Consider the following 26,723-nt stretch of genomic DNA (forward strand, 5'->3'; position numbering starts at 1 on the left):
CAAAATTACTTCAGCTTTGTGAGCACGCCATTTTCTACCTGACTCTGGTTATAAACACCGGTATCTAACACCCACCCAGTAACCAACTTTGCGGGTGTTACGTCAAATGCGGGGTTATATACATTAGCATTAGTGGGAGCCCACAATGCCTCGCCAAAACTACCACTAACACCACGCACTTCTTGTGGATTACGTTGCTCTATTTCTATATCGCTACCTTGGGCAGTATTTACATCAAGCGTAGTAACCGGTGCCACCACATAAAATGGAATATTATGATAGTGCGCAAGCACCGCTAAATTATAAGTACCGACTTTATTGGCAAAGTCGCCATTAGCAGCAATACGATCAGCCCCTACAACAATTTTATCTACCTTACCTGCAGCCATTAAACTGGCCGCCATGTTATCGCAAATTAGGGTGTAAGGTATTTGCCAACGCTCCAATTCAAATGCAGTTAAACGCCCACCTTGCAGTAAGGGGCGCGTTTCATCCACCCACACATGAACATTTCCATGGACTTGTTGTGCTTTATAAATAACACCCAATGCCGTACCCATGCCTGCAGTGGCTAAAGCGCCTGTATTACAGTGAGTTAATATATTGTCGCCACTATTTATTAGCTCGGCACCACGCGTTGCCATGCGCTCACATAGCTCAATGTCTTCAACAAATAACTGCTCAGCCGTTGCAACAATACTGGCAACATAATCAGTTTGTTTAAGCGCTTGGCGCAACGCCGCCATACAATGCATTAAGTTAACCGCTGTTGGGCGAGTGGCTTCTAGCTCATTTATGGCGGTTGCAAGCGCGTCTCTAGTCATACCTTGCTCAGCTAAATAAGCAATTAATAAACTGGCCCCTAAGCCTATAAGTGGCGCACCACGCACTTTTAAGCTGATGATCAGCTCTTTCATGGTCTCTACAGTGTGGCATTCATGCCACACTTGTTGATGAGGCAGCAAATATTGATCAAGTACGCTCAGCGTACTATTTTCATATTTTAAACTGCTTGCGATTAAATTTTGCATAAGGCTCAAAAGATTAGAAGTGCGTAGGGTTATTTTACACCACTTTGAAGAACTCTCAAGTTAGACTTATAGACATCTAAACATTTAAAGGTATAGAATGCTTAGATGCATCTTTATTGAGAATAAAACCATGACTAACTATGTTGCTTTTAATGCACAGCACGCTATTAATTACATCAATTCGTTAATTGAATCTAATCAATACGACTTTTTTAAGCCTGGGCAAACACTGACCGCTTATGAGTTTGGTGACGGTAATCTCAACTTAGTATTTAGAATTTCGGATGAGCAAAACAACAGCATTATATTAAAGCAAGCATTGCCGTATGCGCGTTGTGTAGGTGAATCGTGGCCATTAACACTTGATAGAGCACGAATAGAAGCAGAGGTTTTACTTAATCATGGGGCTATTTGTCCTGCGTATACGGTTACTGTTTTACATTATAATAAAGACTTAGCTCTGACCATTTTAGAAGATTTAGGTGATTTGCAAATTTTGCGAACAGCGCAAAACAACGCTGAACAATTTCCAAATCTTTCTCACCACGTCGCCATGTATTTAAGCCAAACGGGCTTTTATAACTCTGACTTTTATTTATTAGCGCAAGATAAAAAAGCACGTGTTAGCCAATTTACTAACCCTGAACTGTGCCAAATTACGGAAGATTTATTTTTTAGCGATCCGTACACAGAGCATGAACGCAACAACTATCCGGCACAATTACAAACTGAAGTTGAGGCTATTCGTAAAAACGCGGCGTTAAAGCTTGAAGTAGCAAAGCTAAAAGCTAACTTTTTATCAAATCCGCAAACCTTACTGCATGGCGATATGCACAGCGGAAGTATTTTTGTTAATCAAAGTATCACTAAAATGATTGACCCTGAATTTGGCTTTTTTGGCCCTATTGGCTTTGATATTGGATCTTTTCTCGGTAACTTACTACTAAATTACTGTGCTCAAAACGGTCGCATTGACGACTTTGTAGCACGGCGTAATTATCAAAGCTATTTATTAAGTACACTGGTCGAATGCTATACCACATTTGAACAACAATGGTTTGAGCTCATTAATAAGCAAACAACCGATGCGGCACTTAAAGCTTCGGGCTACGCAGAATATTTTATGAAACATGTTCTACAAGATGCTATTGGCTACTGTGGCATAGAACTAATTAGACGCACCATAGGCCTTGCTAATGTAATTGATATAGAAGGCATTACCAATGAGGCCGCACGGTTAAACGTACAAAAACAAACATTAGCACTGGGTGAGCAATTGATTTTAAATGCCCACACTTGCGATACCAAAGACGCGTTTTTCAGCTTGCTAATAAGCCATTTAAATTAGGGTCTGTTTGACCCTAAACTAAGTCTTTATTTTATTAAAAAAGGCGCTTTAAGCGCCTTTTAAGCTATATTTAATGATAGTGCTCGTACATTTTATCTAGTGGCTCAGAAAGGCCGCTTTCTTGCACTATACGCACATGTTTGCGTTTTAATTCGCGGGCACTGGTAACGCCACAAGAATGTGCAATAAGCCCCGCACCGTAATGAATGTATTTATTATAATTTGCGACCCGCTGCGCTTTATCTTCAACATTCAAGCCGCGTTGTAAACGTTCATTATGCGTAGTAATTCCTGTGGGGCAGGTATCTTTATTACATTGCATAGCCTGAATGCAGCCTAGTGCAAACATATGTCCACGTGCAGACACAACAAAATCGGCACCCAGTGCTAATGCCCACGCAACTTTTGAGGGCACAATTAATTTGCCAGAGACAATAATTTTAACTCGCTCTCTAAGGCCATGCTTTTTTAGTAACTGAATAACTAAAGGAAGACTTTCTTTTAGCGGTAACCCCACCGAATCGAGTAAAGACTGAGGTGCAGCGCCGGTACCACCATCAGCACTATCAATGGTAATGAAGTCGGGTGCAGACTCAATACCACGATGATTTATCTCGGCAAATAAACTTTCTAACCAAGCATGTTCACCAATTACCGCTTTAAAGCCTGTCGGTTTACCGGTTGTACTTCTTATAGTGGTGAGCATGTCTAAAATATCGTTTGGATTTTTTATTTCTGGGTGCCCATTTGGGCTAATTGAATCCTGCCCCTCAGGTATGCCTCTTATTTTAGCAATTTCAGCATTCACTTTTCGCCCTGGTAACATACCGCCTTTACCGGGCTTGGCACCTTGGCTCATTTTCAGCTCAAACATTTTAACTGCTGGGTGTGCTGCAACGGCTTTTAACTTTTCGGTACTTAAGTTTCCATCCTCGTCACGTACACCATATTTAGCCGTACCAATTTGAAAAACTAAATCGGCGCCGCCCTCTAAATGATAAGGACTCAGTCCACCTTCACCCGTGTTCATCCAACAACCCGCTAATTTTGCGCCTTTCGAGAGTGCACGGACTGCAGGGCTGGATAGCGCACCAAAGCTCATGCCCGATATATTAAATAACGAATTTGTGGTGTAAGGAAATTTACTATAAGGCCCAATAGTCACATTACTTGGCGCCAAGGCTTCTTCATCTAAAGTCGGAAACGCACAGTTCATAAACATTACGGTGCCTGTCGTCTCTAAGCTTTGGGTTGAACCAAAAGCGGCTGTGTGATCAATATCTTTAGCAGCCCGATATACCCAACTGCGCTCGGCACGATTAAATGGCATTTCTTCACGGTCGAGGGCAAAAAAATACTGCCGGAAAAACTCACCTTGGCGTTCAAAAAAGTAGCGAAAACGCCCAATTACTGGGTAGTTGCGCCGAATAGCATGCTTCGTTTGGGTAATATCTCGAACATAAAAAATAGCAATTAATATAACCAGCAACCCAAATACAACAATAAACAAGCTGGCAAATACATCGATACTGAACATTATAAACTGACTCATTACTTATCCTTAAATGCTAAAAAAGCGTGATGTCATTAAATAACACCGCGCTTTTATAGTTTCAAAATAATGCGCTATTAGCTATCTGTTTTTGCTAACTCTGCTTGTATATACAAACGTATTTGCTGCTCAAGTACCGACAAAGGCACTGAGCCATGACGCAATATTTGATGATGAAACTCACGAATATCAAACTGCTGACCAAGAGCCTGCTCGGCCTCTGCGCGTAAACGTTTAATTGTTAATTCACCAATTTTGTATGACAACGCTTGTGCAGGCCATGAAATATAACGATCGGTTTCTGTTTTTACATTGTGTAATGAAAGCGCCGTATTATCGGCCATAAAATTCATTGCACGCTCACGACTCCAGCCGTACATGTGCATACCCGTATCAACCACTAAACGTGCAGCACGCCACATTTCGTAGGTTAAACGACCAAAGTTGCTGTACGGGTCTTGATAAAAACCCGCTTCAACGCCTAAGTACTCTGAATACAGTCCCCAGCCCTCACCAAACGCTGATAAATACGCATCACGGCGATAGCTAGGTAAACTTTCAAGTTCTGCATTGAGTGATATTTGTAAATGATGACCCGGAACAGCTTCGTGCAAAGTTAATGCTTCTAAAGCATAGAGTGGTCGTTTATCTAAAGCGTAGGTATTCACCCAATAAAAGCCGGCTTGATCATCACGGCTCGAACCTGAATAGCGCCCAGTAGTGTACTTAGGAGCAATATTGGCAGGCACCGGCGCTACGCCATAAGGTTTGCGCGGTAAGGTATGAAATAATTTAGGCAACTGCGCATCCATTTTTTTTGCAATATACGCGGCCTCTTTTAATAATTGCTCAGGCGTTGTGGCATAAAACTGCGGATCTGTTCGTAAAAAGTGGATAAATTCTGCAAACGTGCCTTTAAAACCGACTTCTTTAATAACCGCTTCCATTTCACTGCGAATGCGCGCAACCTCCGCTAAACCCAGCTCATGTATTTCTTTTGGGGTCATTTGTGTGGTGGTGTAATATTTAGCACGATTTGCATAAAATGCTGCACCATTTGGTGTTGACGAAATACCAATATCACTGCGTGCGCCTGGAAAGTATTCGGTATTAAAAAAAGTTAAGTAATCTTTATAAGCATTAATAACTTGGCTGCTAATAATTGCTTTAGCTTGTTGTTGTAACGCTGCAAATTCACTATCACTTAAACCCGCGGTATTGTTTAAAAATGGCTTATAAAATTCAGACTCCGTGACATCATCTACAATGTAGGCAGTAATAGAATCTTGATAACCAATTAAAACCGCTTTGGGTTGAGTTAAACCAACCTCTAACCCTTTGCGCATCCAGCCTATATTTTGTTCAAAAAAACGGGGCACTTGCTGTAATCGCGCTAGGTAATTTTGATAATCTTGTGCGGTTTTATAATCAGCGCTATTAACAATAAACGATAAGCTTGAGTGAAATCCATATTCTGATGTTAAAGGCATGTAGTGCGCATTAAATACATATTCATCAACACTGTTTTGCACTTGAGCTCGAATAATACTGTAGTTAATTTGGTTTTCATCACTGAGCTTACTCACATCTATGGCATCTAAATCAGCCAATAGCTGTGTGTTTTTTTGATATTGCTGCGCTAAAAATTCAGCCGATAAGTTAGGTAATAAGTAGCCATCGACTCCTTTAGGGTTACTGTATGGGCTAGTATTTTGACGGTGCTGTACGATATTTTCAGCCGTTTGGGTAAATTGTTGATCCGCATTAATTGCGGTGAGCTGACAAGCACTTAACGAACATATTAAAGTGGCACTTAACAAAGAAAGGCGCATTTTTTTTGAAAGAAGTAAATTCATGATTATTGAACTCAGTGATGTTATGAATGTAATAAACCTACCGTAGCTCAGATAAATAGCAAATAGATATACGACCAACTGCGCAAAATATACGCCCGTGAGTCATTTTATTAACTTAAGTTAATACTTAACAATTAGAGTAATTGCTCAGAAAAGCAACGGTTGTTAGAATTATAGCGTCATTTTCGCCAACTACGACTCATTTTACTTTTAAATCACAGATATAATGATTATTGTATCTGTGCTTGGAAGCAAGTTGCCTCACCGGATGAGTTTTATAAATCAGCATTTATGCGTATTTGGTTGGTAATTGCAAATGATGTTCCATGATTCCATGGCTATAGCACAAGAAAAAATGACAAAAGTATGTATGTTTTTAGAGCATCATGTTTTACCTCCCACTCCGTTGAATTTTCAAGTCGTATATACCTACATTAGTAAAATTCATTTTGCACTAAATAATGCCATTGACGATGCCATAGACGCCCATCAAAATATTGATGAGTTATTTATTGAGCAACTTTATTTCGAGTATTTAAATCAAGGTCATAAAACCGAAGTAGCCATGATTGAGAACGTAAATGGTGTGATTAATTCATTGTCTCAAAACGCACATCTCACCGAAGAAAAGCTGAGCGATTTTGCAGACAACATCAATGTCTGTATACACTCTCTAGATGAAAATAATATCGCCAACAGCCGTATCGCCTTAGAAAGACTTAATCAGCAAGCACAATTACTGCTCACGCAACAATCACAATTTCAGCAAGCACTGAGTAAGGCAAAAAAATTACACGAAGCAACAAAAAAACAACTCAATGCTTTGCGTAAGCAACACGTTATTGACCCACAAACAGGTTTGTACAAACGCCATTATTTAACTAAGCAAACACAATTATGGTTAAAACAAGACAAGTCAATTTCAGCTATCGCTATTCAAATCGATAATTTAGAGCATTTTATTAATAATTTTGGCGATGCCATTGGCGAAGTGATTTTAAATAAAGTGGCTAAACAAGTGCAAAAATATGTTTCGCAAAGTGGCTTAGCTGGGCGCTCTGCAAAAGATCAATTCATCGTTTTACTTGCTAACATTGAGCCCGAAACCGCTAACCTTATTGCACAAAAAGTGATAAGTGGAGTTGAAAAACTACGTTTTATCAGTTCAAAAAGCGATCTAAAATTACCACCCATTTCTCTCTCACTAGGGATCACTGAGCAACAACAAGGCGACTTTAACCAACTAGTTAAAAGTGCCTCAAACGCCGCTTTTAAATCACGCACATCTCAATAACTAAGCACACTGATTAAACAATAAAATTAGCTGATAAATCATATTCAAATTGCACCTTTGGTGCACAATCAAGTACACTAGTCTTTATTACCACGATAGAGATTAATCATGAACGAGAACCCTGAAAAGACCACGCATTTTGGCTATAAAACTGTTGCCGAAACCGAAAAAGCTTCTATGGTTGCTGATGTGTTTCATTCTGTTGCGACAAAGTACGATGTTATGAATGATCTCATGTCTTTTGGTATTCATCGTTTATGGAAACGCCAAACAATTGCCAGCTCAGGCATTCGCAAAGGTCATCATGTATTAGACTTAGCCGGTGGCACAGGTGATTTAACCGCAAAGTTTAGCCAACTTGTTGGTGATACCGGTCAGGTAGTTTTAGGTGATATAAACTCATCAATGTTAAAAGTAGGCCGCGAAAAACTACATAACTTAGGCCTTGTAGGCAACATTGATTACGTACAAATGAACGCAGAAGCCTTGCCTTTCCCTGATAATAGTTTTGATTTAATTACGATTGCTTTTGGCTTACGTAATGTGACGGATCAAAACAAAGCACTGCGCTCTATGTATCGTATTTTAAAGCCTGGTGGTCGTTTGCTCATTCTTGAGTTTTCAAAACCAGAGCAAGAATTACTAAGCAAAGCGTATGACTTTTACTCATTCAATATTTTACCCACTATGGGTAAGCTGGTTGCTAACGACAGTGAGTCATACCAATACTTAGCAGAGTCAATTCGCATGCATCCAGATCAAGAAACGCTTAAAGCAATGATGAACGAGGCGGGGTTTGAACAAACCACTTATCAAAACCTTACAGGCGGCATTGTTGCACTTCACCGTGGATTTAAATACTAAGGTTAGTAATTTATGGCGCTTGAAGAAAACAATAAAGAACAATCGGCTGCAAATAGTTTTTTTATGCTACCGAGCTTTGTGCTTTCGCTTATTGAACAAGTACTAAATCAAGCGCTTAAACTCGACCCGAGCTTAGTCGATAAGCTAAAGGAGGTAGAACATCAGCGCTTATTAGTTGAAGTTAGAGATTGGCAGCAAAAAATAGCCATTACTTATGCCAATCAGCAGCTACATCTTTACACAGCAGTAGAACATGCTGACGCTGACTGTATGATCAGTGCCAATATAAACACCTTGTTAGCACTTAAAAACCCTGCCATGCTGACCCAGCTCATACGTCAAGACAAGCTTGATTTACAAGGTGATTTAAACATAGCTCAACGTTATAGTTCGGCATTTTCAAGTTTAGACATTGATTGGCCAGAGCAACTAGCAAAGTATGTTGGAGATGCGCCTGCACAACAGCTTTATTTGCACTTGCAGTCGCTTCAACAACAAAGTAAAAAAGCAAAGTCACAGCTCGATAGCACCTTGATTAGCCTGTGCCAAGATGAATTGGCAATTACCATTCATCCATTAGAGCTTGTGCAATTTAAACAACAAAATAGAGCACTAAAAAGCCAAGTTGCCGCCATTGAGCAACGCATTAACGCCCTAATTAAAGCCCTTTAACGCGCTAAGGATTTTTTGTGTCAACTGCCCGACTATATTACATAACTAAAACCCTGCTTAGCTACGGACTCGATGAGCTTATTCCAAAACACAAAGTACCTTGGTTTGCTAAACTTGCACGAGGAAGTTTGTTTTGGTTGCGCAATCAACACAAAGATAAGCCCCCAGGCTTACGTCTACGTTTAGCGCTGCAACAACTTGGCCCTGTATGGATAAAGTTTGGCCAAATGCTGTCAACTCGTCGCGACTTACTGCCCCACGACATCGCGCTAGAATTAGCCTTTTTACAAGATCAGGTGGAACCTTTTGAAGGTGAATTAGCGCAAAAAATCATCGAAAAAGCCTTAGAAATAGATAATATTAGCCAGTTATTTAGTGAGTTTTCACAAACCCCGCTGGCATCGGCCTCAATTGCGCAAGTTCACACTGCCACCCTCGTTGATGCGCAGGGCAAGTCACAAGATGTTGTTATTAAAGTTATTCGCCCTAATATTAAGCAGCAAATTAATGCCGATTTAGCGTTAATGGAAAAACTCGCTAAAATCGTTGGCAACTTAATTAACGAAGCTAAACGCTTACGCCCTGTAGAAGTGGTTAAAGAGTACAAAAAAACCTTGCTCGACGAGCTCGACTTAATGCGTGAGGGGGCTAACGGCATTCAATTAAAGCGCAACTTTGAAGGCTCAGAATCGCTTTATATCCCCACTGTATACAGCGACTATAGCCGCAATAATGTATTGGTTATGGAACGAATTTACGGTATTCCTGTTTCGGATACTGAAGCACTGATGGCGCAAAACACTAATATGAAGCTATTAGCTGAGCGCGGAGTGGAAGTATTTTTTACCCAAGTATTCCGCGATAGTTTTTTTCATGCTGACATGCATCCTGGCAATATTTTTGTATCGCGCGAAAACCCGCATAACCCTAAATATATTGGTATTGATTGCGGTATTGTTGGCACACTTAACAAAGAAGATAAACGCTATTTAGCGGAAAACTTTATTGCCTTTTTTAATCGCGACTATCGCCAAGTCGCTCAGCTGCATGTTGATTCAGGCTGGGTGCCACCCGATACCTGCATTGAAGAATTTGAATTTGCTATTCGTACCGTTTGCGAGCCCATATTTAATAAACCACTTGCTGAAATATCATTTGGTCATGTGCTCGTTAACTTGTTTAATACTGCACGTCGTTTTAACATGCAGGTTCAACCACAACTCGTATTATTACAAAAAACATTATTGTATGTTGAAGGCTTAGGCCGCCAGCTTTATCCACAACTAGATCTGTGGAAAACGGCTAAACCATTTTTAGAAGACTGGGTAAAACAACAAGTTGGCCCGATGTCAGTACTAAAGCAAATGTATGCAAACTTGCCGTTTTGGGCAGAAAAAATGCCTGAGTTACCTGATTTAATTTATCAAAATTTAAAACGTGCACCACACTCACACATTCGTCCCACAACGGTTTCACATAAGCCTTTGGTTTTAGGGCTCTTTAGTAGCGCAGCGATGATCGTCTCAGCTTTATTTTATTTACAACACAACTTAATTGCCGCAGGTGTTGTCTTAAGCTGTGCTGTTATTGGTTTTATTGCGGCTTGGCGTCGTGCATAAACTAAGTGCTATTTGTCGCTGTGGGCGTATAATCAGCATTTGATTTTAATATTTATGGCTTTAAAAGCAGGAGAAAACCATGGGGTTTGGTGGTATTAGTATTTGGCAGTTATTAATTGTACTTGCAATCATTGTACTTTTATTTGGTACAAAAAAACTACGCGGTATCGGTGGTGATTTAGGCGGCGCAGTTAAAGGCTTTAAAAAGGCGATGTCTGATGAACAAAGCGCTGAAAAACAAGCCAGCGAAAATAAAACAGAACAAATTAAAAAATCAGCAGAATCAACACCTATCGATTCAAGCACTACTGACAAAACCAAAGACAACGACAAGGTTTAACCAGCATGGGAATGTGGGAGCTTGTTGTTGTATTTATTGTTGGTTTGGTGGTACTTGGCCCAGAGCGTTTACCTGTGGCTATTAGAACTGTAAGTCGCTGGATTAAAAAAGCAAAAAACATGGCTAACTCAGTTAAGGCTGAGGTGAGTGAAGAACTTCGTGTGCATGAGCTTCACGAAAATCTCAAAAAAGCAGAGCAACAAGGCCTTAAAGATTTAAGCCCAGATCTACAAAATTCTGTTTCTGAGCTGCAACAAGCGGCACGATCAGTCACCCACAGCTATAAAAAAAACCACACATCAACAACAAATAGCCAACAAACAGATGACTCAAAGTGAACAATGCACTCGCTTTTTTCATACACTTAATACACGGTATAAAAAACAATGACTGAGGAAGTAAAATCAGGATTTGTCGCGCATTTAATTGAATTGCGCGATCGGCTAATTAAATCGTTATTAAGTATATTAGTCATTTTTATTGGCCTCGTTTACTTTGCGAACGATATTTATACATTTGTGGCTGCGCCTTTAGTCGCGCATTTACCCAGTACAGCCACTATGATTGCAACGGATGTTACCGCGCCATTTTTTGCCCCTTTCAAACTTACATTATTTGTTGCTTTATTTGCTGCGATCCCCTGGATTTTGCATCAAATTTGGGGGTTTATAGCTCCTGGTTTATATCAACATGAAAAGAAAATGCTAATGCCCATATTGGCTTCCAGCATTATCTTATTTTATAGTGGCATTGCTTTTTGTTACTTTGTAGTGCTACCTATTATTTTAGGCTTTTTTACCAGTGTAGGGCCGCAAATGATGACCCTAGCGCCCGATATAAGTAGTTATTTAGGTTTTGTACTTAAGTTGTTTTTTGCCTTTGGGATCGCATTTGAAATCCCTGTTGCAATTATGTTGCTCTGTTGGAGCGGCGCAACCACTACACAAAGTCTAAAAGAAAAGCGTCCCTATGTAGTGGTTGGCGTATTTGTAGTGGCAATGTTTTTAACGCCACCTGATGTGCTCTCACAAACCCTATTGGCACTACCTATGCTGCTTTTATTTGAGCTTGGTTTAATTTTAGCTAAATTTTATACCGCAAAACCACAACAAGAATCTGAGGAATAATATGAACAAGCATTTACTTTCTTTACTCGCTTTAGTCAGCGTACCGGTTTTAGCCGCTACTCCTATTAATGAGCAAGCTTTGCAAGCCTGTAGTTTTATTGAAAACGACTTTAAACGTTTACTATGCTACGACAATACCATTGCCGGAAAGTCATTAACACAACCTGCACAAACAAATGTAAAAGCTGAAACTCCCGCTGCAATAGCGCCTGTGGCCACTAAAGCAAAAGAGTTTGGTTTAGAGCATAAAGAAATTGCGGAAAATGGTGAAGAGTCTATTACATCAATGATTTCATCTGTTAAAAAAGCACCCTATGGCGAACTAATCATTACCTTAGAAAATAACCAGCAATGGCGCCAAATTGGCTCAGACAGCTTAAGATTAGACAAAGGCGATACCGTTATTATTAGCCGTGGTATGTTCAATTCTTTTTTACTTAAAAAAGCGGATCAAAACCGCTCAATTCGTGTAAAGCGTACTCAGTAATGCAATACACATTAATTGATGCTGGCGTAAATTTAACGAATCATCAGTTTGATGGTCAGCATCAAGAAATACTCAGCAGAGCCAATGAGGCAGGCGTAAACCGCATGCTCATTATTGGCTGTGATATAAGCTCGAGTGAAGAATCATTAACACTTGCTACAAACTACAATCAATATGCTACCGCTGGTATTCATCCTCACGACGCAAAAACAGCAACTTCTGAACTTGAGCAGCAGCTCACTCAACTGGCCCAAAATAAGCAGGTTATTGCCATTGGTGAGTGCGGGCTAGATTACAATCGCGACTTTTCTCCAAGAGATGTGCAGCGTGCTGTGTTTCGTCGTCAGCTCGCATTAGCTGAAAAACTCAACTTGCCTGTTTATTTGCATGAACGTGATGCCGGTGAGGATATGCTCACTATTTTAAAAGAGTTTTCTGTTCGCGGTGTACTGCACTGCTTTACAGGTAATGCACAAGCACTCTCAGGTTACTTAAACTTAGGACTTTATATTGGTATTACCGGCTGGGTATGTGACGAACGACGTGGTGAGGCGTTACAACAACTTATACCGAGTATTCCTGTTGAACGCTTGTTAATAGAAACCGATTCGCCCTTTTTAATTCCTCGTACTGTTAAACCAAAGCCAAAATTAAGACGAAATGAGCCAGCACTGCTACATTATGTGTGTGACACGCTTGCTCAGCTTTACGCCATTCCAGCATGTGAAGTGGCAAAACACACCAGTGAAAACTTTAATCGCCTATTTGGATTAGAGAAAAAATAATGCGCATCTTTAGCATCTTGCTGGCATTCATCATGGTGTTTTTTACATCCTGTTTCCCTGCAAGTGCAATTGATATAAATAGCGAATTTAGCTCAAAAAAAATAGAGTCGATTCATTATTCGTTTACCCCCAACTCATTAGAAGATGCGCAACAAAGCAACTTACAACAATGGCAGTCACTTAATAAAAAACCGCTTAATTTAGGTCTTGAAACTCGCCCTGTGTGGATTAAATTTAAACTCAATAACAAGCTTGAAAAGCCAATAGAGCGAATTTTGTCATTAGACAACCCCTTGCTAAACTCTATATATCTTTATCATTTTATCGGACCAGAACAATTAAAATCAGAACACATTGGCGATGCACTTCCCTTATCTTCGAGAACGATACAAAGTGAATCTTTGCTGGTTAACTTAACACTTCCTGCTAACAGTGAAACCATAGTGTATCTTAAGGTTAATAATGAGGCAGGCATTGGCCTTCGCGTACCATTAACACTGTGGCAGCAAGACTCATTATTAGCTCATAAAAGTAATGTGAATTTACTCTATGGATTACTCATTGGGTTTATTTTTTCTTTGGCAGTGAGTAGCTTGGTTTTATTCGCCTTTTCACGCAAACATTATTTTGCTTATGCGGGCGTAATTACACTAATGCTCAGTTTATTTTTAGCTTATTTAGGCGGATTTGGGTTTCGTTATACGCCCTCTAGCATAGCGGCCTTTCAACAGTTAATACTGCCTATGTTGCTGATGCTAATCACTGTATTGTTTCTTCCTTTGCAGCGGCATGTATGTAAGCCTAACACCTCTAAGTTGCTCAAAGGGCAAACCGCTATTACCCTATTGTATACAGTCATTATAGGTTTTATGTGGTTGCTTCCGACCCCAAGCATGGCTTTATTTACCATATTAACTATACCTATACTCCTTAGCTATCATGTAATTACAACACTGTTTTATCTTCGTAAACAACCAACAAGCCCAAATAAAGGCTTACTGATAGCCCTTATATTCTTTTTAGCCATTGTGATTCATTTTGCTATTGCGTTAACTGGTCTGTATACAGTGACCAGAACCAACTTAATATTAACCTTTGCAGCGTCTTTGGGTTGCTCATTTTGTTTAAGCTACACAGTAATCAAATTATTTATATTACAACGTGATGAACAAGTAACGACGCAACAAGCATTGATCGCAAAAAGTGCCGCACACGATGCGCTACTAAATGAGCGGATTGAATTACAAGAACGTATTCGCCAAGAGCTTGAAAGCCAAGTCGATGAACGCACATTTGAGTTACAAGTGACACTTAGAGAGCTTGAGGATAAAAATCGCGAGCTTGAGCAACTGAACATGGAAGATGCGCTAACGGGGGTAAAAAACAGGCGCTTCTTCGATAAAAAAATAATCATGGAGATTCGTCGTTCACGCCGCGAACAAACACCACTGAGCATTATTATGCTAGATATAGATAAATTTAAATCAATCAATGATACTTATGGCCACCTAACGGGCGATCAGGTGATTCGAGCTGTTTGCGATATTATCAAACAACAATTAAAACGTCCGCTTGATGAAATAGCACGCTATGGTGGTGAAGAGTTTGTAATCTTGCTACCTAACACTACTAATCAAGGGGCGTTAGCTATTGCCGAGCAAATACGAGAAGCAATAGAAAACAGCGCAGTTAGTGTTGCTGGTACTACGATTAAATTTACCGTTAGCGCTGGTGTATATACTCATATCGCCGACGATGTTCATAACCCGGAAACATTTACTGAATGTGCCGATAAGGCACTTTATTTAGCAAAACAACATGGCCGCAATCAAGTGGTTAATTTTCCAATCCCACAGTAGGAGCGTATAACTTATGGCCCAATCTGGACTAGACCTTTTCCCATATACTCGCATGCGTAGAATGCGCCGTAATGATTTTTCTCGCCGCCTTATGGCTGAAAACCAGCTAAGTGTTAATGATCTTATTTACCCTGTTTTTGTACTTGAAGGTAAAAACCGTCGAGAAAACATTGAATCTATGCCAGGCATTGAACGTTTATCAATTGATCTACTGCTAGAAGAAGCTAAAGAATTAGTTGATTTAGGCGTCCCTGCGCTCGCTATTTTTCCTGTTACCCCTGCAGATAAAAAGTCTCTGCTCGCTGAAGAAGCGTATAACGATGATGGCTTAGCACAACGCACTGTCCGCGCATTAAAAGAAACCTTTCCAGAGCTTGGCGTGATTACCGATGTTGCACTTGACCCATTTACTGTGCATGGTCAAGACGGCATTATTGATGATGCAGGTTATGTGATTAATGACGTCACTACAGAAATTTTAGTGAAGCAAGCGCTATCACACGCACATGCAGGTGCTGATGTTGTTGCCCCATCAGACATGATGGATGGGCGTATTGGTGCAATTCGTGAAGCCCTTGAAGCCGATGGCTTTATTCACACTCGCATTATGGCCTATTCAGCAAAGTATGCTTCAAGTTATTATGGTCCGTTCAGAGATGCCGTTGGCTCAGCAGGTAACTTAAAAGGCGCTGATAAAAAAACATACCAGATGGATCCTGCCAACTCAGATGAAGCAATTCGTGAAGTGGCACTTGATCTTCAAGAAGGCGCCGATATGGTAATGGTCAAGCCAGGAATGCCTTATTTAGATGTTGTACGCCGCGTTAAAGATGAGTTTGGTGTACCAACATTTGCTTATCAGGTAAGTGGCGAATACGCAATGCATAAAGCCGCTATTGATAACGGCTGGCTAAATGAAGAAGCAACAATTATGGAGTCTTTATTAGCATTTAAACGTGCAGGTGCAGACGGTATTTTAACTTACTTTGCAAAACAAGCTGCTCGATATTTAAGCAAAAAATAAGCGTGTATTGACATTAAAGGGCTTTATTGCCCTTTTTTATCTTTAAGAACAGCACATATTTGGCATATATGCAGCGTTACCCCTTATTTATGGATAGTAATCACACTACATAGGCCCTGCCTTACCTAAAACCAAACACACAACCGTACTTCAAGCTCAAAAAATAACAAAACTTAATATTGTTAACATTCTGTATTCTAATTGTAATGATTTTTCCTTACACTAAGCACCCCATTTGGGAAACAAAAAACACGGGAAAATAGAATGTTAAAAACAAAAATAACGCCATTGGCGCTTGTACTAGCAAGCATTAGTGCACCAGCTTACGCTGATTTGATTATTTCTGAGTATGTTGAAGGCAGCTCAAATAATAAAGCTATTGAGCTATATAATAACTCGGGGGCAGAGCTATCTCTTGATGGCTATAATATTTCCCTTTACTCCAATGGTAATGGTGATTTAACAAGTCCAAACAATACCCTTGATCTAACAGGAAGTTTAGCCGCTGATAGTACCTATGTAATTATTAACGCAGGCTCTGTCGATAAATTAAAAGAAAAAGCAGACATTGAAGCAACTGTGACTTATTTCAATGGTGATGATGCGTTGATACTTACGAAAGATGGCAAGATTGTTGACAGCTTTGGGCAATTAGGTGTTGACCCTGGAAGTGAATGGTCAGCTGGAGGGGTTAGCACTAAGGATAAAACCTTACGCCGCAAGTTAAGTATTTCTGAAGGAAGAACAGCTGCTAGGGCAGAATTTGATCCGAGTGAACAGTGGCTACAATTTGATAGAGATGATTTTTCTGGTCTAGGTTTCCATGGAGAAAGTAACCAACCTGAGCCTGAACCAACACCAGAACCAGAAACACCTCTTGAATGTGGTGCGCAAAAAACACTTATCAACGACATTCAAGGTGAGGGGAATGCCAGCCCACTTGTTAATACACAAGTAGAACTTGAGGGTATTGTTACTGCTGATTTTCAAGCCGATGATCAGCTTAAAGGTTTCTTTGTTACGTCTTTAGAAGCTGATATTGATAACAACCCACTCACTTCTGAGGGTGTGTTTGTTTACTTTAATAGTATCGATGTAAACGTGGGTGACCACGTTCGTATTAAAGGGATAGTTGAAGAGTACTTTGATGCCACACAAATTGGCAATGTAAGTCAAGTTACTGTTTGTGATACAGGCTTATCCACGACTCCAACCACTATCACTTTACCTGTTACACAAGTCAGTGATTTAGAAGCCTATGAAGGCATGCTAGTTTCGCTTGAGCAACCGCTTGTTGTTACAAATAACTATGGTCTAGGTCGCTATGGTGAGCTTGAGCTTGCTACAGAGCGCTTATATCAAGGTACACAAATAGCCTTGCCGGGTGAAGCAGCTAATGCGGTTGAATCTGAAAACGTAAAGAAAAAAATCCTATTAGACGATGGTTCAACACGTCAAAACCGCGACCCAATTGCTTACCCTGCACCAGGTTTATCAGCGGAAAACACTCTGCGTGCCGGCGATACAGTAAACACAGTGACGGGGGTATTAGGTTATAGCTTTAGCAACTACCGCATTCACCCAACTGTAACACCGCAATTTATTGCTACAAACCCACGTGAAAATGCGCCTGAGTTAGCGCCTGAAGCCGATCTGCGTATTGCCAGCTTTAACGTACTAAATTACTTTAATGGCGATGGCCAAGGCGGTGGCTTTCCAACAAGTCGCGGTGCTGATAGCGAAGCTGAACTTATTCGTCAGCAAGCAAAATTAGTCAGTGCCATTAGCGCTATACAAGCCGACGTAATTGGTTTAATGGAAATTGAAAATGATGGCTTTGGTGAGTTTAGTGCCATTGCAACTTTAGTAAATGCGTTAAATGACGCTGATACAGCCAACCAGTATGCCTATGTTGACTTTGGTGTAGATAAAGTAGGCACCGATGCTATCACTACAGCACTAATTTATCGTGCAGACAAAGTAGAGCAAGTAGGAACAGCAGCAATCACTACCGATGCACCATTTGACTACAGCAACCGTGCGCCTATTGCACAAAGCTTTAAATCGCTTTCAACTGATGAGGTATTTACTGTTGCAGTGACACACCTTAAATCTAAAGGAGGTTGCGGTAGTGCATCAGGTGGTAATGCAGATCAAAACGACGGTCAAGCATGCTGGAATGAAATACGCGTTGCGGGCGCCAATGCTTTTGCTGATTGGCTAGCGACTAAACCAACTGGTATTGATGACGAAGATATTATTCTAATTGGTGATATGAACGCTTATGCATTAGAAGATCCAATGCGCGCACTTGCCGATAAAGGCTATAAAAATGTAGTTGCTGAGCTTGATGGTGATACACTTGCTTACTCATATACCTTTGCGGGTCGCTTAGGCAGTTTAGACCATGCAGTTGCTACACCTAGCCTCCTTAACAAAGTAGTTGCTGCAACCAAGTGGAATATAAATGCTGATGAGCCAATTAGTCTTGATTACAACGTAGAGTTTAAATCAAATACGCAACAAGCAAGCTTATATTCTGCTGATGCATATCGCGCTTCAGATCATGACCCTGTGATTATTGATATTAAATCAGCTCCTGCCCCGATACCAACTCCTGATCCACAGCCTCCAGTGCTGGAGCCTGAACAATCATTTACCATTGCTGAAAATGCTAAAATTGGTACTGTCATTGGTCAGCTTAATTTTACAGACCCAGATGCTGAATACACACCGGTCGTTAAGTTTATTGTTTCAGGTCATGAGGCTGTAACAATTAATGAGCAAGGTCAGCTAATTATCGCAGCCGAGCTTGACTATAAAACAGAGCGAAAAATCACATTAATGGTACAAGCACAAGATAGTGTTGGTAACTTATCCGCAGCACAATTAGTATTTATTAATATCAGCGAAGTTCCTGAAGATAGTATTGACAGCAATGAAGACCAAGATAATTCATCAGGATCATTTGCATGGTTAAGCTTGTTGGCGCTACCATTTGTTATAAGCAGACGTCGTAAAAAGTAATTACATCCAATATATGAGGTCTGTGTAACAATCAGCAAACAGTTCTACAGTTTGGGTATGATACGCATTGAGTATAACTTTTACCATTAATGATCATACAGTCTGCTATATCAACCTGCATAACGTTTATTCAGGTTGATATTATACCAATTCGCTTAGGGTCTTATATGGACTCCCCGAAAATGTCAAAAAGAAAAAGTTAAAATAAATTTAGATGCTAGCTTATATACGGGCTCAAATTGAGGAGCTACCTCTGGCCTCTTATGTATTCGCACCTTCATGACTTTTCTGTTGAGCAGTTTATGAAACTTCAGACCCTAACAGTCTATTGAAGGTTGGTCTTACCTATTTTAAGCGCTCTTTTTTGACAAATTTTAAGCCGCAAGTAATTTCGGCTGATATTCTTTATTATGCTTTTGCATTGCAAAAGCCGTTCTTATCGTTTTATTCGCTAAAGCAATCGCTGCTACTTTTTTTCCTCGACGTTCGGTTAATGCTTTTAACCATACATCTTTTCACTGCGACTTTCTCTTTTTCTAGTTGGGAAACAACAGCTAATGCACCTTTAAACAAAGCACTTCGCAGCTTCTTATTTCCTATCACTTTAGATATCGAGCCTATTTTTTCTTTACCACCACTGCTATGTTGTACAGGTGTCAAACCAAAGCAAGCGGCGGCTTCTCGACCACTTTTGAAATGTGTCGCATCACCTAGTGCTATTTTTATCAAGACTGCACAGACTGGACCGACTCCCTCCAAGGCTTGTAAGCGATTACAGGTTTTATCTTCTTTAACTATTTCATGCAGTTGTTTTTCAATCTGCTTTTGCTTCTTCAATTGTCTCTTTAAAGCGTTGAAAAAGGAGGTCAATTGAAAAGCGAAATGAGGATGTTAAACTATTTTCTGCGTCTTCTAGTATCTCTGGTATAGCGCGAATTAATGGGGTATCACCTTGAGCTATTGGGTACCCTAACTCCAAAAGCAAACCTCTGAGTTGGTTACTTAAACTTACTTTTTGTTTGACCAATAAATCACGCATACATTCAATGCCTTGCAGGCATTGCTCCTGCACTGAAAGTAATCGGCTTTCTTTTAATATGAGGCTGGCGAGCGGTAACAGAAATAGCCAGCGCATCATTAGCATCTGTTTTTTGTCCTTGACGAAACGCTTTTACTTGTCGTGCATTAACTGCTTTTACTTGATGACCAGCTTGTTTAGCAAAGCGTGCCCAATAATGTGTTCCGCCACACGACTCCATAGCAACTAAGGATTGCTTCTCTTTAATTAATAATTCTTTAAGTTTAGCTCTTGTGATTGCTTTGTTATAAATAACGTTTCCATTTTTATCTGTTTTACAAACCTGGAATAAATTTTTTGCTAAATCAATTGCGATTACATTACAATCAAACATGTATGGGCTCCTTGGTAAAAGTTTAGTTGCTTATTACGTTACTCCTGAGGGAAGTGGGAGTCCATACATCTGTTGACCTTTGCGGATTAAAATTTGTTCAAACTAGGGGCGGTTTAATCGCCCCAAGAGGTTTGTAACCTAGTGGGCTCGATAACTGCTCCTGCGTTATTCTACTGGCTTACATCCATGTAAGAATAAGTAAAAACCGAGCAAAGCTTGTGCGTCCTGCTCACGCCCCTTACCACCATCCATGTAGGCAACAAAGAGTAAATCGCCCCTAGGTAGAACCCTTAGGGCTGCGCCTGTTTGGCATTGATGCTGCGTTATCGCCTATTTATGGGGAATAACCACACCACATAGGCTCTGCCTTGCCTAAATACCAAACAGACTGCTGCAAATTTAACCTTAAAAAGTCAACAGACCCTAATTAAATGAGCTATTTTGATGGAGGCAAGTCGTGTCGATAGCTAAGCAAAAAATTCGCTGTTTAGTTGTTCTCGGCAATTACTCCTGTTTTGCTCTGCATCCATGCAGTCATTTTTAACGCAGCGAGCGTCTGATTTGACCCACAAAATGATTAAGTATTAGTGAAGGTTGGCATAACACATAATAACGAAAAAAGGAGCAACTAACTGTTGCTCCTTTTTTATGGCCGCACGTTTTAATTTTCGAGCTTAATAACCTTCAGACAATAAAAAACCCGCAACAAGTGCGGGTTTTTTAAAGAAGAAAAGTGCTAATTACTTAGCCGCTTTTTTCTCTTTTTCTGCAGCGATTACAGTTTCAGCTACGTTAGCTGGACATGGTGCATAGTGTGAGAACTCCATAGAGAACTGACCACGACCTGATGTCATTGTACGTAGCGAACCGATGTAACCGAACATTTCTGATAACGGTACGTCTGCCTTAATACGAACGCCTGTTAAGCCCGCTTCTTGGTTGCTCAACATACCACGACGACGGTTAAGGTCACCGATTACATCACCTACGTTGTCTTCTGGCGTAAACACGTCTACTTTCATGATTGGCTCAAGAAGTTGTGCACCCGCTTTAGGGATAGACTGACGGAAAGCGCCTTTTGCAGCGATTTCGAAAGCGATTGCTGATGAATCCACCGCATGGAAACCACCGTCGAAAAGCTCAACTTCAACGTCAAGTACTGGGAAGCCAGCTAGAACACCGGTATCCATCATTGACTTAAAGCCTTTCTCAACTGCAGGCCAGAATTCTTTAGGTACGTTACCACCAACAACAGATGATGTGAACGTGAAACCAGAACCCACTTCGCCAGGCTTAATACGGTAATCGATTTTACCGAACTGACCAGAACCACCAGATTGTTTCTTGTGCGTGTAGCTATCTTCAACTTCTTTAGTGATAGTTTCACGGTAAGCAACCTGTGGTTGACCAACAATAAGGTCTACACCGTAAGTACGCTTAAGGATGTCTACTTTGATATCTAAGTGAAGCTCACCCATGCCTTTAAGGATAGTTTCACCTGAATCTTCATCTGTCTCAACTTGGAAAGATGGATCTTCTGCAACCATTTTACCAATAGCAACACCCATTTTCTCATTACCGCCTTTATCTTTAGGCTGTACAGCAATCGAGATTACTGGTGTTGGGAATACCATAGGCTCAAGTGTTACTGGGTGCTTAGGATCACAAAGAGTGTGACCAGTTTGCACGTTTTTCATACCAACGATTGCAATGATATCACCCGCTTGCGCGCTAGTTAATTCATTACGATCATCGGCTTGCATCTCAACCATACGGCCAACACGCTCAGTTTTACCTGTAAACGCGTTAAGGATAGTATCACCCTTGTTAAGCTTACCAGAGTAGATACGTACGAATGTTAATGCACCAAAACGGTCATCCATGATCTTAAATGCTAACGCTTTGAACGTCTCATCAGCAGATACGATTGCATGTTCGCCATTTTCGTTACCTTCTTCATCCATAAGAGGTTGAGGATCAACTTCTGTAGGAGCAGGTAAGTAATCGACAACAGCATCAAGGATTAATTGAACACCCTTGTTTTTGTAAGCAGAACCACAGTAAGTTGGGAAGAAAGCAAGGTCACGAGTACCTTTACGGATACAACGCTTGATATCTTCAACTGAAGGCATTTCACCTTCCATGTACGCTTCCATTAGATCGTCGTCTTGCTCAACAGCAGTTTCAACTAAGATCTCATGGTACTCATCAACTTTGTCAACCAAATCAGCTGGAACGTCAACAATTGAGTAGTTTTCAGGAAGACCACTGTCATCCCATACGTATGCTTGTTTGTTTAAAACGTCAACAACACCTACAAAGTCATCTTCAATACCAATTGGTAAAGTCATAACTAATGGTGTAGCTGCTAGTACGTTTTTCACTTGATCAACAACGCGGTAAAAATCAGCACCCATACGGTCTAATTTATTTACGAAGATAACACGTGCAACGCCTGACTCATTCGCATAGCGCCAGTTAGTTTCTGATTGTGGCTCAACACCACCAGAACCACAGAATACACCGATACCGCCATCTAATACTTTAAGTGAACGGTAAACTTCAACTGTGAAGTCAACGTGTCCAGGAGTATCGATAACGTTAAAACGGTGATCTTTCCAGAAACAGCTTACAGCCGCAGACTGGATAGTAATACCGCGCTCAGCCTCTTGGTCCATGAAGTCTGTTACTGATGTGCCGTCGTGCGTGTCACCACTTTTGTGGATTTGACCAGTAAGCTTTAGGATACGCTCAGTGGTGGTAGTTTTACCCGCATCAACGTGCGCGAAAATACCAATGTTTCTGTACTTCGATAAATCTGCCATTTAGTTTACTCTTAATAAAGTCGAAAAATTATTCGGCGGGAGTATAACATCACTTAAAGCGAACATCACCATAGAAGTCGCTTAAAATGCAGCCAATTTATAAAAAACTTGCTTTAAAGATATTTTGAGGTATGAATGAGGCCTGTTTTAAACTGCTTAAGTCTTTATAAGCCTTATTGTTAAGTATTCAAAGCGCAATCGGGTGATGGCATGAAGCAAACACAATTACTTTACTCCATGTCAGTCATTAGTGATATTACTCAAAACTCATGGTTTTAACCTCATCGCTAATAACTAAATTACCCACAGTTTTGGCTTTGATTTCATCAACACTCACCCCTGGTGCGCACTCTAACAAATGAAAAGCGCCATCTTTTATTTCTAATAGAGCCAAATCGGTGATCACTTTATTGATACAACCAACACCCGTTAACGGCAAACTACATTCAGTCAGCAGTTTTGATTCGCCATGCTTATTTGCATGGGTCATGGTACAAATAATGTTTTTTGCCCCAGCCACTAAATCCATCGCCCCGCCCATACCTTTGACCAATTTATTAGGGATCATCCAACTGGCAATGTTGCCGTTTTGGTCCACTTCAAACGCACCCAGCACAGTTAAATCAACATGCCCACCGCGGATCATGGCAAAGCTTTCTGCAGAATTAAAAATAGCGGCACCCGTAGCTGCGGTTACCGTTTCTTTCCCCGCGTTGATCATATCGGCATCTACATTTTCAGCGGTAGGATAAGGCCCCATGCCCAGTAACCCATTTTCTGATTGCAGCATTACCTCAATGCCCTTAGGCACGTAGTTAGCCACCAGCGTTGGAATACCAATCCCTAAATTAACGTAGTAGCCATCTTGTAATTCCATTGCCACGCGTTTTGCTATTTGCTCTCGTGTTAATGCCATTATGTGCTCCTTAGGACTTTGCCGCTCGAGTGGTGGTTTTTTCAATACGCTTTTCAAACTCACCTTTAATAACGCGATCGATATAAATACCTGGTGTATGAATTTGGCTTGGCTCAAGCTCTCCGGGCTCGACAATTTCTTCAACCTCTAATACGGTAATTTTACCAGCGGTGGCTGCCATAGGATTAAAGTTCATCGCTGTATGACGATAAATACAATTACCGTAGCGATCCGCTTTCCATGCTTTAACAATGGCAAAGTCACCGGAAATACTGGGCTCTAATAAATATTCGCGCCCCTTGATTGAACGGGTTTCTTTACCTTCAGCCACAGGCGTACCTACACCCGTTGCGGTATAAAATGCTGGAATTCCGGCGCCGCCTGCACGCATTTTTTCGGCTAGCGTCCCTTGTGGCGTTAGTTCAACATCTAACTCGCCACTAAGTAATTGTTGCTCGAAAAGTGCGTTTTCACCGACGTAAGAAGCGACCATTTTACTAATTTGTTTATCTTCAAGTAGTAATCCAAGCCCAAAACCATCAACACCACAATTATTAGATACTACGGTTAAATTACGTGTCCCTTGGCGTTTAATTTGTGCGATCAAACCTTCAGGAATACCACACAAACCAAAACCACCAGCAATCACGGTCATGCCATCTTCAAGCCCTGTCATAGCGTCACTGTAGCTTGTTACTACTTTATCAAAACCTGCCATTGGCTCCCCCTTATTGTGCAGTCCAACCGCCATCAATGGCGATGGCTTGAGCGGTAATGTTGCGTGCAGCATCCGCCATTAAAAAGCTCACGGTATGCAAGATTTCGTCTAAGCCGATAAATGCCTTTTTCGGCATGGGTGCCAGCATAATGGTGTCAATCACTTGCTGCTCAGAAATACCATGCTCTTTGGCTTGTGCGGCAATTTGCTGCTCCACTAATGGCGTTTTTACATATGCTGGGCACACTGTATTAATAGTGATATTGGCATCACCCGTTTCTAATGCCATGGTTTTAGCAAAGCCAATTAAGCCATGCTTCGCGGCGATATAAGCAGACTTATATTTAGAGGCCACCATGGCGTGAATAGAACCAATATTAATGATGCGGCCAAAATCTTGCTCACGCATACGTGGTAGTACCGCTTTACTCATCATTGCGGGACCTACCAACATCACTTGCTGTAAAAGCAGCCACTTATCTGCAGGAAAATCTTCTAATTTAGCTACATGTTGTATCCCTGCATTATTGATTAATACATCAACAGGTTGCGTAAAGGTGCTAAAAAAATCTTCAATCGCTTGGCTATCAGCCACATTCAATGCATAGCCCTGAGCAGTACCGCCCTGTTCAATAATTTTTTGCGCTGCTTGTTGAGCTAAGTGTTCATTAAGGTCGGTCACAATAATGCTATGCCCTGCTCGGGCTAGCTGCTCAGCAATGTATAGCCCTATACCACTAGCCGCGCCGGTGATTAATACGTTTTTACTCATACTACTACTCCTCTAAAAATTCACTGATCAGCTGCGCTTTGGGTGAGATTGAAAAAATTCCATCGAGATGCCCCCAGCCGCCTTCAATTTCAGAAAGCTGAACCTCTTTCCCCAGCGACTTCATTGACTCATATACAGTGCGCATATTTTCAGGGCGTAGCAGTAAGTCATTGGTTGCAGGCAATAACAGTGTTTTAGCGCTAATTTTTTTAAGTGCCGTATTTAAGTTGCCTTCCATACCGGCAGTAAACAGTTGTGATGCCCGTACCAAATACAATACATGATTTGCATCTTGGGTTTTTGCACGCGCCATTGCACGCTGTTCTAGTACTTGGTTTAACTTAGGCAAGGTACGAATGTCTTTTAACGCGCCTTCATCAAGTACGTTAAAGTCAGGGAAGCTAGCGTTATAAATAACTGGATGCATCGCATCTTGGGTAATATTTAGCATGGTTGCCGCTAAGCCATCTAATGGGCGCTCCTTGTCGTAGTAATTACCTTGATGCCAGTTTTTATCTAAACGAATGGGTAGTGCCCATTTTTCAAGCGCAGCGACAGTCCATGCATCCATGGTTGCTGCACCAATAACATGAATTAGGCGTTCAACCTGATCTGGATAACGCGTTGCCCACTCTAGCGCCTGAAAAGAGCCCATAGATGCGCCTATCACGGCATGTAATTTAGTAATACCTAAGCTCTCTAATAAGCGTTTTTGTACGTTAACAAAATCAGTAATAGTGACCACTGGAAAATCCAAGCCATAAGGTTTACCTGTCGCAGGGTTAATTGATGCAGGTCCGGTAGTAATTACGTGTGGGTCATGCCAATTAGCATTGACTAATGTGTCAGAGCTGATCACAAAATACTTGTTAGTATCTATGGCTTTTCCTGGGCCAATTAACGCATCCCAATACCCTGCTACGGCGTCGTCGGCTGAATATTTACCTGCTGCATGAGAGGTTCCTGAAAAATAATGAGTGATCAAGATTACATTATCTTTGGCTTCGTTAAGCTCACCATAACTTTCCCAACCAATATCAACCTGTGGCAACGTTGTGCCTGAAACCGTTGTGAAGTTTTCAGTTCTGAAATGTTGCTTTTCTACTAGTAACGGCTCTGCTTTATCAGCGCCAAACACCGTACTACTAAATAAAAACAGCAACCCTATTATTAATATTGTTTTCATTGCAATTCC

Annotated in this window: 24 protein-coding genes; 13 read left to right on the forward strand and 11 right to left on the reverse strand. The window is 40.9% G+C overall.

Going from position 1 to position 26,723, the window contains the following annotated elements; genetic code table 11:
* Window positions 1-5: 5 nt before the first annotated feature.
* Window positions 6-1,031 carry an S-methyl-5-thioribose-1-phosphate isomerase gene (mtnA, locus tag KG708_RS16040; protein ID WP_213611437.1) on the reverse strand — a complete coding sequence of 342 codons (1,026 nt, stop codon included), beginning with the start codon at window positions 1,029-1,031 and terminating at the stop codon, window positions 6-8.
* A gap of 130 nt (window positions 1,032-1,161) precedes the next feature.
* Here mtnA and mtnK point away from each other — a divergent pair, with 130 nt between their 5' ends.
* A complete protein-coding gene (gene mtnK, locus KG708_RS16045) occupies window positions 1,162-2,379 on the forward strand; it encodes an S-methyl-5-thioribose kinase (RefSeq protein WP_301003474.1) in 1,218 nt (405 codons plus the stop codon).
* Window positions 2,380-2,449: 70 nt separating this feature from the next.
* Here mtnK and KG708_RS16050 read toward each other — a convergent pair whose 3' ends face one another.
* Both KG708_RS16050 and KG708_RS16055 read right to left on the reverse strand, forming a co-directional pair.
* Window positions 2,450-3,931 (reverse strand): FMN-binding glutamate synthase family protein, encoded by a 1,482-nt coding sequence (locus KG708_RS16050; protein WP_213611441.1) that lies wholly within the window; start codon window positions 3,929-3,931, stop codon window positions 2,450-2,452.
* A gap of 77 nt (window positions 3,932-4,008) precedes the next feature.
* A complete protein-coding gene (locus KG708_RS16055) occupies window positions 4,009-5,787 on the reverse strand; it encodes a DUF885 family protein (protein ID WP_213611443.1) in 1,779 nt (592 codons plus the stop codon).
* A gap of 334 nt (window positions 5,788-6,121) precedes the next feature.
* Between KG708_RS16055 and KG708_RS16060 the strand changes: the two genes are divergently transcribed.
* The 12 genes from KG708_RS16060 to KG708_RS16115 all read left to right on the forward strand — a co-directional run bounded on the left by KG708_RS16060 (window position 6,122) and on the right by KG708_RS16115 (window position 18,885).
* A complete protein-coding gene (locus KG708_RS16060) occupies window positions 6,122-7,081 on the forward strand; it encodes a diguanylate cyclase (protein WP_213611445.1) in 960 nt (319 codons plus the stop codon).
* Between the two features lie 108 nt (window positions 7,082-7,189).
* Window positions 7,190-7,945: a bifunctional demethylmenaquinone methyltransferase/2-methoxy-6-polyprenyl-1,4-benzoquinol methylase UbiE gene (gene ubiE, locus KG708_RS16065; protein WP_213611447.1), complete on the forward strand. Its 756-nt coding sequence runs from the start codon at window positions 7,190-7,192 to the stop codon at window positions 7,943-7,945.
* Window positions 7,946-7,957: 12 nt separating this feature from the next.
* On the forward strand, window positions 7,958-8,617 hold the full coding sequence (locus KG708_RS16070) for an SCP2 sterol-binding domain-containing protein (protein WP_213611449.1): 660 nt from the start codon (window positions 7,958-7,960) through the stop codon (window positions 8,615-8,617).
* 17 nt (window positions 8,618-8,634) lie between these two features.
* Window positions 8,635-10,236 carry a ubiquinone biosynthesis regulatory protein kinase UbiB gene (gene ubiB / locus KG708_RS16075; protein ID WP_213611451.1) on the forward strand — a complete coding sequence of 534 codons (1,602 nt, stop codon included), beginning with the start codon at window positions 8,635-8,637 and terminating at the stop codon, window positions 10,234-10,236.
* 79 nt (window positions 10,237-10,315) lie between these two features.
* Window positions 10,316-10,576, forward strand: coding sequence for a Sec-independent protein translocase subunit TatA (gene tatA, locus KG708_RS16080; RefSeq protein ID WP_213611453.1), 261 nt, complete (start codon window positions 10,316-10,318; stop codon window positions 10,574-10,576).
* A 5-nt stretch (window positions 10,577-10,581) separates the two neighbouring features.
* A complete protein-coding gene (gene tatB, locus KG708_RS16085) occupies window positions 10,582-10,914 on the forward strand; it encodes a Sec-independent protein translocase protein TatB (RefSeq protein WP_213611455.1) in 333 nt (110 codons plus the stop codon).
* 48 nt (window positions 10,915-10,962) lie between these two features.
* Window positions 10,963-11,703, forward strand: a complete 741-nt coding sequence (gene tatC, locus KG708_RS16090; protein ID WP_213611457.1) for a twin-arginine translocase subunit TatC — start codon at window positions 10,963-10,965, stop codon at window positions 11,701-11,703.
* Between the two features lies 1 nt (window position 11,704).
* Window positions 11,705-12,190, forward strand: a complete 486-nt coding sequence (locus KG708_RS16095) for a hypothetical protein (RefSeq protein WP_213611459.1) — start codon at window positions 11,705-11,707, stop codon at window positions 12,188-12,190.
* The gene (locus KG708_RS16100; RefSeq protein WP_213611461.1) at window positions 12,190-12,975 is read left to right on the forward strand and encodes a TatD family hydrolase; all 786 of its coding nucleotides are present in this window, start codon (window positions 12,190-12,192) and stop codon (window positions 12,973-12,975) included. Before KG708_RS16095 ends, KG708_RS16100 begins: the two co-directional genes overlap by 1 nt.
* Complete coding sequence (locus KG708_RS16105) at window positions 12,975-14,834, forward strand: diguanylate cyclase (RefSeq protein WP_213611463.1); 1,860 nt, start codon at window positions 12,975-12,977, stop codon at window positions 14,832-14,834. Before KG708_RS16100 ends, KG708_RS16105 begins: the two co-directional genes overlap by 1 nt.
* A gap of 13 nt (window positions 14,835-14,847) precedes the next feature.
* Window positions 14,848-15,858, forward strand: a complete 1,011-nt coding sequence (hemB, locus tag KG708_RS16110; RefSeq protein ID WP_213611465.1) for a porphobilinogen synthase — start codon at window positions 14,848-14,850, stop codon at window positions 15,856-15,858.
* 264 nt (window positions 15,859-16,122) lie between these two features.
* Window positions 16,123-18,885, forward strand: a complete 2,763-nt coding sequence (locus KG708_RS16115; RefSeq protein ID WP_213611466.1) for an ExeM/NucH family extracellular endonuclease — start codon at window positions 16,123-16,125, stop codon at window positions 18,883-18,885.
* A 444-nt stretch (window positions 18,886-19,329) separates the two neighbouring features.
* On the opposite strand, the gene KG708_RS16120 is transcribed toward KG708_RS16115, so the two are convergent.
* The 8 genes from KG708_RS16120 to KG708_RS16155 form a co-directional block, all read right to left on the reverse strand.
* Window positions 19,330-19,722, reverse strand: a complete 393-nt coding sequence (locus tag KG708_RS16120; protein ID WP_213611468.1) for a transposase — start codon at window positions 19,720-19,722, stop codon at window positions 19,330-19,332.
* Window positions 19,700-19,924, reverse strand: coding sequence for a hypothetical protein (locus KG708_RS16125; RefSeq protein ID WP_213611470.1), 225 nt, complete (start codon window positions 19,922-19,924; stop codon window positions 19,700-19,702). The genes KG708_RS16120 and KG708_RS16125 overlap by 23 nt, the downstream gene beginning before the upstream one ends.
* 4 nt (window positions 19,925-19,928) lie before the next feature.
* A complete protein-coding gene (locus KG708_RS16130; protein ID WP_213611472.1) occupies window positions 19,929-20,297 on the reverse strand; it encodes a transposase in 369 nt (122 codons plus the stop codon).
* Window positions 20,298-21,037: 740 nt separating this feature from the next.
* Complete coding sequence (gene fusA, locus KG708_RS16135) at window positions 21,038-23,122, reverse strand: elongation factor G (RefSeq protein WP_213611474.1); 2,085 nt, start codon at window positions 23,120-23,122, stop codon at window positions 21,038-21,040.
* A 256-nt stretch (window positions 23,123-23,378) separates the two neighbouring features.
* On the reverse strand, window positions 23,379-24,038 hold the full coding sequence (locus tag KG708_RS16140) for a CoA transferase subunit B (RefSeq protein ID WP_213611476.1): 660 nt from the start codon (window positions 24,036-24,038) through the stop codon (window positions 23,379-23,381).
* Between the two features lie 10 nt (window positions 24,039-24,048).
* Window positions 24,049-24,756 carry a CoA transferase subunit A gene (locus tag KG708_RS16145; protein ID WP_213611477.1) on the reverse strand — a complete coding sequence of 236 codons (708 nt, stop codon included), beginning with the start codon at window positions 24,754-24,756 and terminating at the stop codon, window positions 24,049-24,051.
* A 10-nt stretch (window positions 24,757-24,766) separates the two neighbouring features.
* A complete protein-coding gene (locus KG708_RS16150; protein ID WP_213611478.1) occupies window positions 24,767-25,528 on the reverse strand; it encodes a 3-hydroxybutyrate dehydrogenase in 762 nt (253 codons plus the stop codon).
* 4 nt (window positions 25,529-25,532) lie between these two features.
* The gene (locus tag KG708_RS16155) at window positions 25,533-26,714 is read right to left on the reverse strand and encodes a homoserine O-acetyltransferase (protein WP_213611479.1); all 1,182 of its coding nucleotides are present in this window, start codon (window positions 26,712-26,714) and stop codon (window positions 25,533-25,535) included.
* Window positions 26,715-26,723: the final 9 nt, after the last annotated feature.

This window comes from Pseudoalteromonas sp., assembly GCF_018402495.1.
Lineage (GTDB): Bacteria > Pseudomonadota > Gammaproteobacteria > Enterobacterales > Alteromonadaceae > Pseudoalteromonas.